We start from the raw sequence: 16,823 nt of genomic DNA, 5'->3' as shown, positions 1-16,823 counted from the left end.
GGCCTGAGCGACATATCTCACATAGGAAGCCTTGGGTGTGATTAATAATTTGATAAAAATCAGGGCGAGACGCCTTGAAACTAATTCTCACTCCTCCACTATCGTTGTTAAGGGAGTCACGTGCATATATGGAACATTCGTTGCTGTTGATGATGTTTCATTTTCTGTCGAGCCCGGACAGATTCATGCACTTCTCGGTACTAATGGGGCAGGAAAGACTACTCTACTGGAAAGTATCCAGGGTTTCCGCTGTCCATCCGGTGGTACACTGACGGTTTTTGGGCAGGATCCATGGCGGCATCGAACTGCTGTTGCGGGCAGAATCGGGACGATGCTACAGGAATCTGGACTTGTAGACGAGATGACGGTGCTCGGGCAACTCTCACTCTGGCAACGCCTAAATATCCGTGAGGATTCAATCGCGAGGGTGCTGGAAATTGTAGGCCTAGAGCACCGGCGAAAAACACCGGTGTCTGTGCTTTCCGGTGGTGAACGGCGGCGTTTGGACTTTGCTATGGCTATCTGGGGAAAACCGAGCCTCATCGTGCTCGATGAACCAACTACCGGCCTGGATCCTCAATCACGCCGGACCATGTGGGAAATTATCCGCGAGTTGAACACCAACGGATCAACTGTCTTACTCACCACGCACTATCTTGAGGAGGCGCAAAATCTAGCTGAGCACGTGACAATCCTCGATCGAGGGCGCGTAGCCGTCGCGGGACCCATGTCCGAAGTCCTGGCGTCAATCCCGTCAAGGATCAGCTTCTCAGTTCACACCGGTGCGGCTAAAGTCTCCGAGCTAAATCAGCTTCTACATGGAGAACTCGAAAAGACCGGAGACAAGGGAAAGTTAGCGGTCACTATCCGGACTCCTCAGCTCCAGTCAGATGTCGGTGTTGTCATAGATTGGTCACGAGCTCACAATCTTGTAGTTGAACAACTGCACTGCACGCCAGCCTCCCTCGAAGAAGTATTCTTTGGCGTATCAACCACTAACTAATACTCATGACGTAAAAGGAAACACAATGACCAAAATGACGCCAACGGAGACTACCATGAGCCAATTTCAACGAGACACAGATAAAAGTGCCGTCCAACTCTTCCGGTCTCTTGCAACTGCAGAAACTTTAGTATTCCTCCGCCAACCCGTAATGATCGCACTCACCCTCCTACTTCCCGCCGGGCTGATTGCAATCACAGCTCTTACCGACGCTTCCCTTAACCCGCAAGCATGGGCACAGGTAGCCGGCAGAAATCTCGTCGCAACCCAGTGCATCACCGTATACTTTGTCGCACTCAACACACTCACCGCTCGGCGGCACACACTGGCACTAAAGCGCCTGAGAACGACCACACTACCAAGTATAGGAATTATCGCTGGTTTGCTCGTGCCACCTCTTCTGGTTGGCACCTTTCAGGTTCTCACAGTTTTTACCGGGCTGATTCTCCTTGGAGCACCGCTACCACAGCACCCACTACTCATTAGTGCATCAGTACTGCTAGGACTGGTAATTGCAGCACTGGCAGGTGTAGCCACAAGTGGGTTAACCTCCACACCGGAAAAATCACAGTGGACGATGATGCCCTTCTTCGTTGCTGCAATGGGCGCTACAGCCGTACTCCCTTCCATTAACCCCGATATCATCGCCATAGTGCTTGCAGTACCCCTGGCAGCCAATGGGCATCTAACCGCAATAGGGTGGTACCTGGGAACAGCCAGCACAAATGAGATCATCGTCGATTTCATCTATATGGTAATGTGGGTCATAATTCTATCACTGGTGAGTTGGAAGACCTTTCGGTGGGAACGACGGCGTTGACCTATGTCTCAACAGGTTACTGCAGACCCCCGGAGAGCAAATGTGCATAAGCAGTGAACGGAGATACACATGAGTCTGGATACGCAGGAAGCTGGACTCAATCGTTTCCGAGCTATATCCATCTACGTACATTCCACGCATATCCTTCTAGCAGTCGGGACAATCATCACCCCGACGACAGTCCTCCTAAGTGAATCGCCCCCAGTATTTGCGTGGGTAGGTATGGTGTCTGCAGCACTGTTTATCAGCCTCGGTGGCTCCTTGCTAGTTACTGCAAAATTTAACCCCTATTGCTGCCTCACACGCTGGTTCTACAGACCGAAGGCTCGGGAATTGATGCGTGCCGGAGTACTTATAGCGGCGCTCATCATAATTGTTCTGATTCCCGTAATGAGTCCCCCTAAGATCGCAGCGATTGTACCTTTAGCATGGGCGCTGACAGCAGTATGCTACGAATCATTCTGGGATGGCGTTCTGCGCCTGTTCATCGCAACAATCAGCATAGGGTTGGTATCTTGGGTCATCGATACTATCAGAGGTAATGTATGGGAGCCGCTGACACTCCTCATCGCAGCACTTCTCGCACTGGGTGTTCTCGGACAGGATTCAATATACATACTGGCACTCGAACTCGATGACTTGCGCACAAGGGAAGCAGAACGAGCGGTCATCACCGAACGGCAGCGCTTCGCGAGCGACCTCCATGATATCCAAGGTCAACATCTGGGTCTAATCACGGTAGAGGCCGAACTGGTAAGTCGACTCATTGAGCGGGCAGACTACCCCGCCGCCGCTCATCACGCTAATCGTATCCAGACTATTACGTTAGAAGCCCTCGACGAGATGCACCGTGTCGTTTACGCGAACCGCGAGGTCCACTTGGACGATGAGATCACTAACGCAATCCGTGTACTCCGAGCCGCCGGTATATCCGTCAGCAGGGATACGAAAGACATACCGGACCTTGGCAACGAAGCTGATCGTTTACTCGGGCTAACTGTAAGGGAAGGCATCACGAACATCCTCAAACATACGCAGGCGCAGGCATGTTCAATTTCAACGTGGCAAGAGCATCGTAACGGGCAAGACGGTGTTGCCCTTATTGTGGCTGATTTAGGTGTTAACGGTGCGCCAACACCAGCCATAGCCGACACGGGACTGGGCACCGGGTTGAAGATGCTTACAAAAAGATATCACAAGCTCGGCGGTGAACTAGACTTCATTCAGGACGGCGGCGGACAGTTAGCCGGATGGCTTCCCAACGTAAAAGGAGACATAGAATGAGCACAATCAGCGTGGTTCTCGCAGATGATGAACTTCTCCTGCGGGAAGCGATTATGACCCTACTCTGTCTGAATGATGACATCGAGGTCATTAGCACCGCACAGGACGGTGAAGAAGCAGTGGAGGTGGTCAGGCGGCTTCGCCCCGATATTGCGGTGCTCGATCTCGAGATGCCTAAACTTGATGGTCTCGAAGTGGCAGCCACTATTCGTGAGGCCTCCGAAAACACCGGTATTGTCCTGCTCACCAGATACGCCCGACCAGCCGTCTTGCGGCGTGCACTCGATATAGGTGTGCTTGCGTTCGTTACGAAAGCAACTTCTGTCAAAGAGCTCCCACATATTCTTCGTACGGTTCATAACGGAGGTCGCTATGTAGATGGCGCAGTTGCTACTGCGGCACTCTCCGAAAGCAACTGTCCTCTGACGAATCGTGAAATTGATGTACTTCGAGAGGCGTTAGATGGGTCTACTATCAACGTTATTGCCGAGCGTACACACCTTGCTCAAGGAACTGTACGAAACTACCTTTCGAGCGCAATGACCAAACTCGGAGCTCCGACCAGAGTCTCAGCCGCCAGGATCGCCTGGAGAGAAGGCTGGATCTGAGCCTGCAAGAGAAACCGTCAGTACCGACGCCACTTTGGGATACCTGTGGCGAACCGGATGGCAAAGTAGATGACAGTTGCTGCGATCAGAAACCAGCGCCACGACGCAGTGAGACGATCCGGGAAAACGACAAAGAGTAACACAACAATTGCCCCGGTTTGTATGGCCGCAGCTAACAGTTCTCGTCCCAGCGTCGATGCTGAACTCAGACTCATCATGTCTGCTGCAAAACTGCGTTTTACGGGGGTCTGGTGAGGTTGCTCATCATTGGTCCATCGGTTCATAGTCTCACTATGCCATCCGGGCGACGTCCTCTATTAGTCACAGGAGTCACCAAATGAATGACATCTGTCATCACAGCTGTGACGATAGATAAACCCAGCGTCAAAAATTTCTGCGGAATTCATCTCTGGCAAACAGAAGTGCCGCACCCGAACGTAACGGGTGCGGCACCTTTTATAGCGGTAGCTCCTCATTCCTTAGAGGGAGGAGGATAGAGATATTAGGCCGCTTTGGCTGCCGAGGTGTCTTCGGGCAGGTTCTTTTTGGCGAGTTCAACCAGGGTGGAGAAGGTGGCGGGGTCGTTAACGGCCAGCTCTGCCAGCATACGCCGGTCCACCTCAACTTCAGCCGCTTTCAGGCCCTGGATAAACCGGTTGTAGGTGAGTCCCTCTGCGCGGGCGGCAGCATTGATGCGCTGAATCCATAGGCGGCGGAAGTCGCCCTTTTTCTTACGGCGGTGGTCGTAGCTGTATACCAGCGAGTGGGTGACCTGTTCTTTTGCCTTGCGGTAGAGGCGGGAACGCTGCCCCCGGTATCCCGATGCGCGTTCAAGAACTACCCTGCGTTTCTTATGCGCGTTAACCGCGCGCTTCACACGTGCCACGTGCGTCTCCTTCGTCTTTGTGTCCCCCGGTGACCGTTATTAACAGGCTACGGGGGAGCGAGTCTAAAAATCTTATGAGGCCCTGGCGGGCACACATTGAACTGTTCAGGCTGTCTGAGAACCGGGCTTACTTACCCAGCATCTTCTTGACGACCTTTGCCTGACCGCCGGTTACAATCTGGTCGGATGCCAGACGGCGGGTTAGCCGCGAGGACTTGTGCTCCAGGTAGTGTCGGCGGTTGGCCTGCTGGCGCTTTACCTTGCCAGTACCGGTGAGCTTGAAGCGCTTCTTAGCACCAGAGTGGGTCTTCTGCTTCGGCATAGCTGCCATTCTCCTTACATTCTGCTTTCGAGATCCCTCTCGAAAGAACTCTTGGGCGAACCTAGGTTCGCGTGGTCGAGGTGGATTCACGCCCCGTGGAAACGCGGAGCGTGCAACCGTAACCGGGTGGTTCGCTCACCGTGACCGAACCACCGGTGTCCGTTTCCGGGTCAGCCCTCCTGCTCGGAGGCTGCCTGCCGTGCCTGTGCCTTAAGCTCCTCGGGCATCGAGTCTGCCACGGAGTTGCTGACAGGCTGCGCGGTCTGGGTATCGACACGTTCACGGCTCCTGCGGGACCCCGAACGCTTCTGCTGGGATCCGCGGCGGGCTTCTGCTTTACCGCGAAGCGGGGCGAGAACCATAACCATATTGCGGCCGTCTACGCGGGGGTTGGACTCGATAGCCCCAACCTCAGCCAGATCTGCCGCCATGCGTTCGAGCAGGCGCACCCCCATTTCGGGGCGCTGCTGTTCGCGGCCGCGAAACTGGATCATCGCCTTGACCTTGTCGCCACCGGTGAGGAAACGACGGGCGTGACCCACCTTGGTTTCGTAGTCGTGGGTGTCAATCTTGAGACGGAAACGGATTTCCTTGAGAGAGGCGTTAACCTGCTTCTTTCGGGATTCACGTGCTTTAACCGCGGCTTCGTATTTGTACTTGCCGAAGTCCATGAGCTTGCATACCGGCGGTTTTGCGGAGGGGGCAACCTCCACAAGGTCGAGGTCGGCCTCCTGTGCTAGACGCATGGCATCTTCAACACGAACAATGCCAACCTGTTCGCCGCCGGGGCCAACCAGGCGGACTTCCGGAACGCGAATACGTTCATTAATGCGTGGATCGCTAATAAGTAGCTCCTGTTAGCTCAGTGGGTTTCCCCGTGATTGGTGTGGGGCGCAAGAGGGCATAAAAAATGCCTTTGCTTGCGCACGCAAGCAAAGGCTTATCTCGTGGCCGGCCTTCTAGCGGTGATAGCCAGCCTACAAACCCGACAACCTTGGTAGCCTTACGGCGCGGTCGATGCGGGTGGGAGTAGCCTCCGCTTGCAGACAGTTTTCTACTGTACCGGTCGGCCGGGAATTTTTCAAGACCTAGTCGGGGAAAATAGCCGATCAGCCGGAGTGGTCGCGGCTATTTTCTAGGGGTCCGCGTCAGTCTCAGTTATCGCCTTCCCCACCCGTATGAGATTCTTGTTCTATGACTGATAACAACTCTTTTCGTTTCGACGGACAAACCTCCTACACCGAGCAGAACCTCACCGCCGAACACCTCGAGGCTGTCAACGATCAGATCCGCGATATTGCCGAAGTCCCCGCCATTGAGGTAATCACCACCGCGGCGGTTCACCTCATGAGCGCCGCCGCGGTCAAGTGCGGTCTCGCAGCCGAAGAAAATGCCGACGACCTCAAAGACCTGGATGAGGCACGGAAACTCATTACCGCCCTGGCGGGTTTTGTGACAGCGGCGGCACCCGAGATAGGTTCGCAGCATGCCGCGCCCCTCCGTGACGGGCTGCGCACCCTCCAGCTTGCTTTCCGCGAGGCATCGACCATTCCCGACGCCCCGGGGCAGGGCCCCGGGGAAAAATTCACCGGCCCGGTCTTCTAGCCGGCTGTCTCCAGCGCCAGTTGCACCGAGTCCACCCGCTCGGAGACGAGCGTGCTGGCAGCCAATGCGCGCTGAAAAACCGCTATCGTTGTATCCAGCTGTTGGCGGTTGAGGTAGGGAATAAGGCGGACAGTGATTTTAAGTTCGGGCCCCGGGCCACCACCGGTGAGCCGCTGTCCCTCCCCGCTGACCGTCGCCACACCCTGCCCGGCTTCAGCGCGCAGGTCCACCACCTCCGGAATACCGGCAGCCAGCCGCTCTAGCTCTTCAGACACCCGAGGATCCTTATAGGAGGGTATCCACCGTTGTCCCCTGGCGACGGCCCACATCGCGGGGCGGCGCAGCACAAAAGTAAGGTTCTGTCCGGGATTAACCACAATCAGCTGGTTGCCGTCTTCCACGGCGGCAAGCGCTGCCCGGCGCATTTCTGCGGCAACCGGCCGCGCTTTCTTATGCCAGTTTGTCAGCGATTCAACATCGGTAAAAAGCGGCAGTGCCCTCCGTCCGTCGGGGGCTGTCATACTGATCAGAGCCATATCCGACTCTTTGTCGGTGACCAGTCCCTCTTCGGTAATCACCGCGTGCGAGACCTCGGCAACCACCGGGGCAAAAACCCGGCTGCCCGCCAGCACACCTACCAGGTCTTCTTCGCCTATGTCTCCCGCTAAAAATTGGGCACAGGCTTCATCAACCGCGGCAGATGTTTCCCCGGTATCGGCAGGAAACCTGTGGGTGTGGCTGGTTCCCTCCCCCAGATTACGCCCCGCCCAGGGCTGGCCGGCGGTATCGGTCACTCCACCGGCGCTTGCCAGCTGCGCTTGAATGTGGGAGGGAAGCTGGCTTGACCCCGGTTCGGGTTCGGGCAGACCGGTTCGCATATCTTCGTAGTTGTTCTCAGCCATACACGCTAGGCCCGACCCTCGGCAGCCTCCAGGGCCTCCCGCACGCTAAATTTGTGAGCGTAGAGCGCCTTACCCACAATGGCGCCCTCCACCCCGTGAGGAACCAGTTCACGCAGAGCCCGAATATCGTCGAGGCTTGAAATACCGCCGGAGGCAACCACCGGTTTAGCGGTACGCCGCCCAACCTCTCTCAGCAGGGAGAGATTGGGACCCCGCAGAGTACCGTCTTTGGTCACATCGGTCACCACGTAGCGGGAGCACCCCTGCTCTTCAAGGCGGTCCAGAACCTCCCAGAGATCACCGCCGTCCCGGGTCCACCCCCGTGCGGCAAGGGTGGTACCGCGCACGTCTAGGCCCACCGCGATTTTCTCCCCGTAGCGGGAAATGACCTTCGCCGTCCACTCCGGGTCCTCGAGGGCTGCGGTGCCCAGATTAACCCTGGCCGGTTGAAGCGATAGGGCTCGTTCCAGGGATTCATCGTCGCGAATACCGCCGGATACCTCAATCTTGATGTCGGTATGCTCGGCAACCCGCGCAAGCGCCTCGGTGTTGTTTCCGCGCCCAAAAGCCGCGTCAAGATCAACCAGGTGCAACCACCGTGCCCCGGCTCTCTGCCAGGATAGCGCCGCTTCAAGAGGGTCCCCGTAGCCGGTCTCCGAACCGGACTCCCCCCGAACCAGCCGCACGGCCTGGCCATCGACAATATCGACAGCGGGAAGTAACTCTAAACGATCCTCTACCATGGTGTGCTCTACCTCGCTAACTCAGTTGTAGGTGAAAAGTATGTATCCGCCGTAGACAAACACGGCAAGACCGGCAAGCGCCATGACAACCTGCACAGGAACCGGCAGCTTCTGCTGGCGAAACGACCAGGCACCGCCCACAAAAAAGGCTCCGAACGTCATCAAAATCAAACCCGAAACAGCGGTACTCACTAGCGCTCCTCCTCTAGACGGTGGTCAAGTCTGCCACTGATAGGCAGGGTTGATATCCAATTTCTGAGCAGCTGAATCCCCGCATCCGCAGATTTTTCGGGGTGGAACTGGGTGGCGCTGAGGGGGCCGTTCTCCACCGCGGCGATAAAGGGGCCACCGTGGTGTGACCAGGTTACCTGCGGCGGGGCCATAGAATCGCTGTTCTGTTCAAAGTCCCAGCGCTGCACCCCGTAGGAGTGCACAAAATAGAACCGCTCATTTTCTACGCCGCGAAAAAGAGTGGATCCCGGCGGCGGCTGCACGGTGTTCCAGCCCATATGCGGAACCACCTCCGACTTGAGCCGCTCAACGGTTCCGGGCCACTCCCCCATTCCCCGCGATTCAATACCGTGTTCAACTCCCCTGTCAAAGAGCACCTGCAAACCCACGCAGATACCCAGCACGGGCCGTCCCCCCGCCACACGGCGGCCAATGAGACGAAAACCCTGCACCCTCTCGAGCCCCTCAACCACAGCATGAAAGGCACCCACCCCGGGAACCACCAGGCCGTCTGCGGCCAGCACGTCGTCTTCCCGGTGGGAGAGAATCACCCTGGCACCGGCCTGCCGCAGGGCACGCACGGCCGAACGGATATTGCCCGCCCCGTAGTCAAGCACAACAACGGCAGGCTGCGCGTTCCCCGCCACTAGAGCGCCCCCTTGGTAGAAGGAATACCGGTATGGCGCGGATCCGGCTCAAGTGCCTGCCGCAGAGCACGAGCCAGCGCCTTAAACTCTGCCTCGGCAATATGGTGGGGGTCTCGGCCACCCATAACCGTCATGTGCACGCATATTCCAGCGTGATACGCGATAGCCTCCAGCACGTGCCGAACCATGGATCCGGTAAAGTGCCCGCCGATCAGGTGGTATTCAAAACCCTCGGGTTCACCCCGGTGCACCAGGTAGGGTCTACCCGAAATGTCCACCACGCAGTGGGCGATTGCCTCGTCAAGCGGCACGGTGGCCTCGCCAAAGCGGCGAATTCCGGCTTTATCTCCCAGCGCCTCCCGCAGGGCTTGACCCAGCACAATACCGGTATCCTCCACCGTATGGTGCACATCAATATGGGTGTCTCCGCTGCATTTTATATTCATATCTATAAGCGAGTGCCGCGACAGGGCGGTGAGCATGTGATCGAAGAAGGGCACACTCGTGTCTATGTCAGAGTCTCCCCGGCCGTCCAGATTAATCGTGAGGCTCACCGACGATTCGCTGGTTTCCCTGCTCGCCTGCGCCAGACGCGGGCCGATCCCGGTGCTTGTTTCCATGTTTCCCCCGTGGGTTTATCATTTTCCTGTTCCACAGCCTATAGCACGGGTAAGAAAATGTCCGGCCATTCCCTAGCCCGTGCTGGGCTGCCGGTGTTCTATCTCCCCGCTATCGCGCACATAGTTTTCAAGATTCTCCAAAAAGGCGGTGGTCTCCTCCTCGGTACCGGCGGTAACCCGCAGATGCCCCGCGATCCCGTTGTCACGGACCAGGATCCCGCGGTCAAGCAAATACTGCCAGGCCTCTTTTTCATTGCGGAGCCCACCAAAGAACACAAAATTTGAGTCTGATCGTGCCGGCCGCAACCCAAGGTCCGTGAGTTTTTTAACGATTCGGTCCCGCTGGGCCCGGATATCGTCAACATTTGCCAGCAGCTGCCGCCGATGCCGCAGCGCAGCAACCGCGGTAGCCTGGGTGAGTGCAGACAGGTGGTAGGGCAGGCGCACCAGACGCACGGCGTCGGCTATTGCCGTATCGGCCGCAAAATAGCCCAGGCGGGCCCCGGCTAACCCAAATGCCTTGCTCATGGTGCGTGAAACCACCAGAAGAGGTCTGCCCGCAAGCAGGGTGAGCGCGGTCTTGCGGGGGTCTCGGGCGAATTCGGCGTATGCCTCGTCGACCACCGTGATTCCGTTGTGTTCAGCCATGGCCTCATAAACCGCCTCAACCACCGCGAGATCAAGGGTCGTTCCGGTGGGATTGTTGGGTGAGCACAGCACCACCATATTCGGCCTGTATTCTCTGACCTGTTCAAGGGCCAACTCTGCCGGCAGAGAAAAATCCTCTGCCCGACGACCGGTGATAAAGGCCGTGTTGGTGCCGTCCGCTAAAAGCGGGTACATGGAGTAGGTGGGCACAAAACTAAGGACAGTGCGCCCAGGGCCACCAAAGGCCTGCATGAGCTGCTGCAGAATCTCGTTAGAGCCGTTGGCGGCCCATATATTCTCGGCACCAAGACCGCTCCCCAGGTAGGCGGCGAGTTCTTCGCGCAGGGCGGTGAATTCACGGTCTGGGTAACGGTTGAGGGTTTGTGCGGCGCGGGCCACCTCCCGAGAGATGGCGTCCACCACCTCGTCGGGGAGGGGGTGGGTGTTTTCGTTGACGTTGATGGCTACAGGCACGTCGATCATGGGCGCCCCGTAAGGAGAGCGGCCGCGCAGATCGTCGCGTAGCGGCAGCCGGCTGAGTCTCTCAAGTCGTTCAGTCACGCTCAACAGTCTACCGGTGAGAAGCGTATCTCACCGCCGTGTTGGCCTCCGCTACTGCTGGGTATACAGAGGAACCTCAAGCTGCTGGCCGCTGACGATCGACACCGAGCTGAGATCGTTGAGCTCCATAATTTCATTGACCACATCGCGGACATCCTGGGTGGGTGCGGTCTGACCGGCAATTTCCCAGAGAGTTTGGCCCGCCCGAACGGTAACCAGCGCGGTGGCGGGTTGGCTCTGTTCATCGTTTCCGGCCCGGGCCATACCGGGGTGAGCCAGGGCTACAGCGCCCAGAAGAATGAGGGTGGCAAGGGTGAGCAGGGGTAGGCCTCGAAAAACGAAGCGGCCGCGGCGGGTAAGATGCCAGGTTTTCTGCCGCCGCCTATCCCTCGCCCTCCGGATACCGCGCAGAGAAAGGCTGCTACCGCTAACGTTTGCTACCCGGCTAGGTACTGCCATCATGCTCATGAGAGTTCTCCTTACAAGGTGGTGTGCGTGAGATTTCGAACCATTTTTCGAACCTATATTCGAAACCCGTATTTATGTTCTACCAGAAAATTCGAATACAGTCGACAGAAATTAGAACAAATGTTTGGATTTTCACTCTCGGTCCCCTAATCTTGTACTAGGACACCCGTGTTTTTGGTTTTCTCGGTGCCGCGCCCGAGCATCATTTCGAGGAAGGCTAGCGCACCATCCAGTGTGCGCCGGGGGTCTGACACGATAAGCAGTTTCTACCGAGGGGAACACCGTGAGCGAAAAAAATACTCGTCCCGTGCAGGGAACAGGTCAGCCAAAGAAACGCCCCCTCACCGCGCGTCAGCACAGTATTTTGTCCGCCATTGCCACGTTCATTGACACCTACGGCTACCCTCCCTCCATGCGCGAAATTGGCGACCTGGTGGGCCTAGCTTCCCTCTCCTCGGTCGACCACCAGCTCGGCCGCCTAGCCGACATGGGCTATATTCGCCGCGATTCAAAGCGCCCCCGGGCCATCGAGCTTCTCACCGACGAATTCAACCCCCCGCAGGAGGAAACGGAGGAGAGTAGTACCGCCATCGTCCAACTTCCGCAGCTGGAACAGGACTCCGATGACTTTGCGGTGGTCCCCCTCGTCGGCAGAATTGCCGCCGGAAGCCCCATTACGGCCGAGCAGTCCATCGAAGATGTGATGACCCTGCCCCGCCAGATCGTGGGCAAAGGTGATCTTTTTATGCTCAAGGTTAGGGGAGACTCCATGATCGATGCGGCCATCTGCGACGGCGACTGGGTGGTAGTCCGCTCCCAAAACACCGCTGTCAACGGGGACATTGTGGCCGCACTGCTCGATGATGAAGCAACGGTAAAAACCTTCCGCCAGCGGGACGGCCATACCTGGCTGCTACCGCAGAACACCCGCTATGAGCCGATCCTCGGGGATCAGGCAAGCATCATGGGAAAGGTCGTCTCTGTCCTCAGAAGCCTCTAGCTCACCAGCGTAGTCTCTTTTTAAAAAGGCTACCCAGTTTCTTCCCCGTCCGTGCTGGCGGCCAGCCGCCGCAGGGCCGCCAGCACGGTCTCGGTATTGCCGGTCCGCCAAAACGGTGGGAGCGCGCCCACAATGTAGTTTCCGTAGCGGGCCGTGGCCAACCGGGAGTCGAGAACCGCAACCACCCCGCGGTCTGACGTGGTGCGAATCAGTCTCCCGGCCCCCTGGGCCATTCGTACCGCTGCACGGTAGGCAGAAACCGCCATAAAACCGTTGCCCCCGCCCCGGGCCACGGCGCGCGTGCGTGCCGCCGATAGCGGATCGTCGGGGCGGGGGAAAGGAATCCTGTCGATGATCACCAGCCGGCACGAATCCCCCGGAACGTCCACACCCTGCCACAGGCTCATTGTGCCAAAAAGGCAGGAGGCGCTATCCTCAGCAAACTCTGCCACCAGTGCGCGCAGAGACGACTCCCCCTGCACCAGCACCCTAAACTCCGTCTTATCCCGCGCATAGGCTGCGGCTTCCTCTGCCGCCCGCCGCGAGGAAAAAAGACCCAGGGCCCCGCCACCGGAAGCCTTGACCAAGTCCACTACCCGATCAAGTTGCTGCTGTGAAATACCGCGCCCCGGTTTCTCAAGATCGGCCGCCAGGTACAGCACCCCCTGCCGGGGATAGTCAAAGGGGGAACCGACATCGACAGCCTGCCACCGGGGAGCACCTGAACCCTGCAAACCCAGTGCACCGGCAACATGGTCAAAGGACTCGCCCAGGGCCAGCGTCGCCGAGGTGAGCACCACGCTGCGTCCCTCAAAAAGCCCCTCCCGCAGGCGGGCGGCAACAGACAGCGGTGCAATGGTGAGAGTTGCCGGATCCGTGTCGGCAGCGGGAACATATCCCCGCCCCTGCTCCCAGGAGCCGGAACGGGAAACCCACACCGCCTCAAACCTCTCATCGGCCTCCAGTATCCGTGTGGCAAGGTCCACGATCTCGGTGAGTTTAGCCCGCGCCATCTGCCGGCCGGCATCAGCATCTTTAGCATCGCTTTTTGTGTCGGACAGCGCTGCGCGGCCGGCATCGCGCACAGCCTCCATCGCGCTACGCACACGCTCGGGTAAACCTGCGGGCAAAAGTTCGGCCGGCACACCGTCCAGAGAACTGTCCAGGGCTCGGGCAGCCTGCTCCAGCGGCTCATGGTTGGCAGCGGTATTTTTGCGCACCAGCCGTGCGGCGGTCGAGACCATGAGCGCGGACAGGGAGCCGGTCACCGCCCCGGTCACCCGGTCAACCAGCTCGTGTGCCTCATCGATAATCACTATTTCGTGATCGGGAAGCACCCCGATTCCCTCAAAGGCGTTAATGGCCAAAAGGGCATGGTTGGTAATCACAATATCGGCGTTCGCCGCCCGCTCCCTAGCCTGCTCGCTCAAGCAAGACTCCACCAGCGGGCAGCGCTTACCCAAGCACTCCGAGGCTGAAACCGAAACCTGCTGCCAGGCGCGGTCGGAAACGCCCGGCATCAGCTCGTCCCTATCCCCCGAGTCGGTGGTCTGTGCCCAGGCGCGCAGGCGCACCATCTCCTCGCCCAGCCTGCCAACTTCCCCGCTCACATCACGGCCAAAGAGACTTTCCTGTTCCTCCTCGGGGTAACCGCCGGCCACCTTGTGCAGGCAAACATAGTTATTACGTCCCTTGAGCACCGCCACCTCCATCTCCGACTCGGGTTCATCGGCCAGAGACTCCAGCAAACGCGGAATATCCCTGTTAACGATCTGCGATTGCAGGGCCAGGGTTGCCGTCGCAACCACAATCGGCTTCTCACTGCCGCGGGCGGCGTGCAGGGCCGGAACCAGATACCCCAAAGACTTACCCGTGCCGGTACCGGCCTGAACCAGCAGATGCTGGTTCAGCTCAAAGGCCTGCGCTACCCGCGCCGCCATCATCCGCTGGCCCGCCCGTATCTGCCCTCCGCTCTTCTGCACGGCGGTATCCAGCAGCTTCACCACCGGCTGCGCCCCCGGCAGGGTCTCCGGTTCGCTGCCGGTGGGGGCCTGCACCTCTCCGGCCCTCCTCTGGTTCCCACTCATCAGCGGGTGGTCTCCACGGCCCCGGTACGCACAGCCTCGTCAATTTCCGGTTGCAGCAGCTCCAGCAGCTCACCGTCCACGCTGAACTCGGCGAGCTCAGCCACCGCCTCCTGGCGAACCAGCACCCGCACATAGGTGCCGTCGGTCACAAACGCTGTGTCAAGAATCTCCGCGTCCCACTCGTGCAGGCGCGAAACTACCCCACCGCGGTCATAGGGCACCAGAAGATGTACCTCCACGGAGGGCCGCGGAATCATTCGAGCAATACGCTGTTTCAGCTCGTCAATTCCATCGCCGGTACGAGCAGAAACCACCACCGTGTGCGCCTCACGCTGACGCACCCTCGCCACCGTCAAAGGATCTGCGGTGTCGGCCTTATTCAGCACAATGATCTCGGGAATATTCTGCGCCTGCACCTCTGCAAACACCTCACGGACAGCCCTGATCTGCCCCTCCGGGTCGGGGTGGGAGCCATCAACCACGTGCACGATGAGGTCGGCATCAGCCACCTCCTCAAGGGTGGAGCGGAAAGCCTCAACCAGCTGGGTGGGCAGCGAGCGAACAAACCCCACGGTGTCAGAGAGTGTGTAGCCCACACCGTCGGGGGTCTGGGCCCTGCGCACGGTGGGGTCGAGGGTAGCAAAAAGCGCGTTCTCAACCAGCACACCGGCGTCGGTGAGCCTGTTCAACAGCGACGATTTACCCGCGTTCGTGTAGCCGGCTATAGCCACCGAGGGTACCCGGTGACGGCGGCGGTTGAGACGCTTGGTCTGGCGTGCCGGTTCCATGGCCGCAATCTCGCGGCGAAGCTTTGCCATGCGGGCGCGTAGCCTCCGCCGGTCCATCTCTATCTTGGTTTCGCCGGGGCCGCGGGAACCGATACCCTCACCGGCGGCTGCGCGCCCGCCAGCCTGCCGAGAAAGAGATTCGCCCCAGCCGCGAAGACGCGGCAGCATGTACTCGAGCTGGGCCAGCTCCACCTGCGCCTTACCTTCCCGCGATTTAGCGTGCTGGGCAAAAATGTCGAGGATAAGCGCGGTGCGGTCAATCACCTTGACCTTGACAATATCCTCCAGGGCGCGACGCTGGGAAGGCGCCAGCTCCGAGTCAACGATCACGGTATCGGCACCGTGCGCGGTCACAATATCTTTGAGTTCTAGCGCTTTACCCGAGCCGAGAAACGTTCCTGGGTCGGGCTTGAGCCGGCGCTGCACAATACCGTCGAGTACCTCGGAGCCGGCGGTCTCCGCCAGGGCAGCCAGTTCACGCAGAGAGTTCTCTGCTTCCTCAACCGTGCCCTCGGTCCAGAGGCCGGCCAGTACCACCCGTTCCAGTCTCAGTTGGCGGTACTCAACCTCGGTGATATCTTCAAGTTCTGTGGAGAGCCCGGATACGCGGCGGAGGGCGCGGCGGTCTGCGAGGTCTTCCTGGTCACCGTCGTGGATCGAATATTCGGGGGTGTCACTCGAGAGTTCGCGGGCCCTTTCTTCGAGTACGCTGTGCCTGTGTGGCTGGGCGGTCGAGCGACCCAAAACGCGGTCAACCGTTTCTCGTAAGAGTTCGTCGCTGGGTTGTTGACCCGCCGTTGCTGTGGTCTTGTTTTCAGGGGTGCCCATTCATTCCTTTCACGCTGTACTTTGATCTATGTTATCTGTGCCGGTCTATCCGCGGGGGCGGTTTTTCTCACAGCGAGTCGGTCTCTGCCGGTGGGCCGCTGTGGGCGGCAGTAGAGTGGTTTCTATGGTTGCGCAGCATTATTTTTCTTCTGACCCCTCCGGTGATTTTCGCCCCCGCCCGGTTGAGGTTGACCTCGCGGGGAAGACGGTGACCGTGGAGACTGCCGCCGGTATTTTCAGCCCCGCCGGGGTCGATAAGGGAACCGCAATCCTGCTGGAGAAGGTGCCGCAGCCGCGGGGTGAGACGGTGCTGGATATTGGCACCGGCTGGGGGCCGCTGACCCTCGCTCTCGCCCTCAAGCTACCGCGGGCAAAGGTGGTGGGCGTGGAGGTCAATGGCCGCTCCGCCCGTCTCACCCGCAGCAATGCTGCCCGGCTGGGGCTCACCGGCGTGGAAGTCCACCATCCCGATGAGGTGGATGAGTCTCTCACCTTCGACACCATCTGGTCTAACCCGCCCATCCGTGTGGGTAAACAGGTACTTCACACAATTTTACGGACCTGGATACCGCGTCTGGCTCCCGCCGGTCAGGCATACCTCGTGGTGCAGAAAAACCTGGGGGCAGATTCTCTGCACAGGTGGCTTCAGCAGGACCTTGACCGCAGCTATCCCGGTGTCTTTGAGGTGGACCGGTACGACACAGCAAAGGGATACAGGATTATACGGGTGTCCCGGCTATAGGCCGGCGCCGGTTGCCGGCCCGGCAGAGGG

Annotated in this window: 19 protein-coding genes; 7 read left to right on the top strand and 12 right to left on the bottom strand. The window is 58.8% G+C overall.

All coding sequences use genetic code 11. From position 1 onward, the window contains the following. The first annotated feature begins 37 nt into the window (after positions 1–37). The 4 genes from ACS1BR_RS01515 to ACS1BR_RS01500 all read left to right on the top strand — a co-directional run bounded on the left by ACS1BR_RS01515 (position 38) and on the right by ACS1BR_RS01500 (position 3,715). Entirely contained in the window at positions 38–1,003 is a 966-nt protein-coding gene (locus ACS1BR_RS01515) for an ABC transporter ATP-binding protein (protein WP_463559669.1), read from the top strand. A 25-nt stretch (positions 1,004–1,028) separates the two neighbouring features. Further along, the gene (locus tag ACS1BR_RS01510; RefSeq protein WP_463559668.1) at positions 1,029–1,823 is read left to right on the top strand and encodes a hypothetical protein; all 795 of its coding nucleotides are present in this window, start codon (positions 1,029–1,031) and stop codon (positions 1,821–1,823) included. A 69-nt stretch (positions 1,824–1,892) separates the two neighbouring features. Then, positions 1,893–3,107, top strand: coding sequence for a sensor histidine kinase (locus ACS1BR_RS01505; RefSeq protein ID WP_463559667.1), 1,215 nt, complete (start codon positions 1,893–1,895; stop codon positions 3,105–3,107). Beyond that, entirely contained in the window at positions 3,104–3,715 is a 612-nt protein-coding gene (locus ACS1BR_RS01500; protein ID WP_463559666.1) for a response regulator transcription factor, read from the top strand. The genes ACS1BR_RS01505 and ACS1BR_RS01500 overlap by 4 nt, the downstream gene beginning before the upstream one ends. A 502-nt stretch (positions 3,716–4,217) precedes the next feature. On the opposite strand, the gene rplT is transcribed toward ACS1BR_RS01500, so the two are convergent. The 3 genes from rplT to infC form a co-directional block, all read right to left on the bottom strand. After that, positions 4,218–4,601, bottom strand: a complete 384-nt coding sequence (gene rplT / locus ACS1BR_RS01495; protein WP_463559665.1) for a 50S ribosomal protein L20 — start codon at positions 4,599–4,601, stop codon at positions 4,218–4,220. A 127-nt stretch (positions 4,602–4,728) separates the two neighbouring features. Beyond that, positions 4,729–4,923, bottom strand: coding sequence for a 50S ribosomal protein L35 (gene rpmI, locus ACS1BR_RS01490; RefSeq protein ID WP_463559664.1), 195 nt, complete (start codon positions 4,921–4,923; stop codon positions 4,729–4,731). A 170-nt stretch (positions 4,924–5,093) separates the two neighbouring features. Next, positions 5,094–5,720, bottom strand: a complete 627-nt coding sequence (gene infC, locus ACS1BR_RS01485) for a translation initiation factor IF-3 (RefSeq protein WP_463559743.1) — start codon at positions 5,718–5,720, stop codon at positions 5,094–5,096. 397 nt (positions 5,721–6,117) lie between these two features. On the opposite strand from infC, the gene ACS1BR_RS01480 reads away from it, so the two are divergent. Next, positions 6,118–6,528 carry a DUF1844 domain-containing protein gene (locus ACS1BR_RS01480; protein WP_463559663.1) on the top strand — a complete coding sequence of 137 codons (411 nt, stop codon included), beginning with the start codon at positions 6,118–6,120 and terminating at the stop codon, positions 6,526–6,528. On the opposite strand, the gene ACS1BR_RS01475 is transcribed toward ACS1BR_RS01480, so the two are convergent. The 7 genes from ACS1BR_RS01475 to ACS1BR_RS01445 all read right to left on the bottom strand — a co-directional run bounded on the left by ACS1BR_RS01475 (position 6,525) and on the right by ACS1BR_RS01445 (position 11,342). Further along, complete coding sequence (locus ACS1BR_RS01475) at positions 6,525–7,430, bottom strand: SseB family protein (protein ID WP_463559662.1); 906 nt, start codon at positions 7,428–7,430, stop codon at positions 6,525–6,527. The two genes, ACS1BR_RS01480 and ACS1BR_RS01475, sit on opposite strands and share 4 nt — an antisense overlap. Positions 7,431–7,435: 5 nt before the next feature. Further along, positions 7,436–8,173, bottom strand: a complete 738-nt coding sequence (gene priA, locus ACS1BR_RS01470) for a bifunctional 1-(5-phosphoribosyl)-5-((5-phosphoribosylamino)methylideneamino)imidazole-4-carboxamide isomerase/phosphoribosylanthranilate isomerase PriA (protein ID WP_463559661.1) — start codon at positions 8,171–8,173, stop codon at positions 7,436–7,438. Between the two features lie 21 nt (positions 8,174–8,194). Continuing rightward, positions 8,195–8,365: a hypothetical protein gene (locus ACS1BR_RS01465; RefSeq protein WP_463559660.1), complete on the bottom strand. Its 171-nt coding sequence runs from the start codon at positions 8,363–8,365 to the stop codon at positions 8,195–8,197. After that, positions 8,365–9,051 carry an imidazole glycerol phosphate synthase subunit HisH gene (gene hisH / locus ACS1BR_RS01460; RefSeq protein ID WP_463559659.1) on the bottom strand — a complete coding sequence of 229 codons (687 nt, stop codon included), beginning with the start codon at positions 9,049–9,051 and terminating at the stop codon, positions 8,365–8,367. The genes ACS1BR_RS01465 and hisH overlap by 1 nt, the downstream gene beginning before the upstream one ends. After that, positions 9,051–9,671 (bottom strand): imidazoleglycerol-phosphate dehydratase HisB, encoded by a 621-nt coding sequence (gene hisB, locus ACS1BR_RS01455; protein WP_463559658.1) that lies wholly within the window; start codon positions 9,669–9,671, stop codon positions 9,051–9,053. Before hisB ends, hisH begins: the two co-directional genes overlap by 1 nt. A 72-nt stretch (positions 9,672–9,743) precedes the next feature. After that, on the bottom strand, positions 9,744–10,880 hold the full coding sequence (locus tag ACS1BR_RS01450; protein WP_463559657.1) for a histidinol-phosphate transaminase: 1,137 nt from the start codon (positions 10,878–10,880) through the stop codon (positions 9,744–9,746). Positions 10,881–10,931: 51 nt separating this feature from the next. After that, positions 10,932–11,342 carry a LysM peptidoglycan-binding domain-containing protein gene (locus ACS1BR_RS01445; RefSeq protein ID WP_463559656.1) on the bottom strand — a complete coding sequence of 137 codons (411 nt, stop codon included), beginning with the start codon at positions 11,340–11,342 and terminating at the stop codon, positions 10,932–10,934. 289 nt (positions 11,343–11,631) lie between these two features. On the opposite strand from ACS1BR_RS01445, the gene lexA reads away from it, so the two are divergent. Continuing rightward, on the top strand, positions 11,632–12,348 hold the full coding sequence (gene lexA / locus ACS1BR_RS01440) for a transcriptional repressor LexA (RefSeq protein ID WP_463559655.1): 717 nt from the start codon (positions 11,632–11,634) through the stop codon (positions 12,346–12,348). A 29-nt stretch (positions 12,349–12,377) separates the two neighbouring features. Here lexA and ACS1BR_RS01435 read toward each other — a convergent pair whose 3' ends face one another. Both ACS1BR_RS01435 and hflX read right to left on the bottom strand, forming a co-directional pair. Then, positions 12,378–14,435, bottom strand: a complete 2,058-nt coding sequence (locus ACS1BR_RS01435; protein ID WP_463559654.1) for an ATP-dependent DNA helicase — start codon at positions 14,433–14,435, stop codon at positions 12,378–12,380. Beyond that, entirely contained in the window at positions 14,435–16,051 is a 1,617-nt protein-coding gene (gene hflX / locus ACS1BR_RS01430; RefSeq protein WP_463559653.1) for a GTPase HflX, read from the bottom strand. The genes ACS1BR_RS01435 and hflX overlap by 1 nt, the downstream gene beginning before the upstream one ends. A gap of 124 nt (positions 16,052–16,175) precedes the next feature. On the opposite strand from hflX, the gene ACS1BR_RS01425 reads away from it, so the two are divergent. Beyond that, positions 16,176–16,793, top strand: a complete 618-nt coding sequence (locus ACS1BR_RS01425) for a class I SAM-dependent methyltransferase (RefSeq protein ID WP_463559652.1) — start codon at positions 16,176–16,178, stop codon at positions 16,791–16,793. Positions 16,794–16,823 lie beyond the last annotated feature (30 nt).

This window comes from Rothia sp. 18CD1-1, from assembly GCF_055285355.1.
Note: the sequence above shows the minus strand (reverse complement) of the source record. Positions and strands in the feature narration are given on the sequence as shown.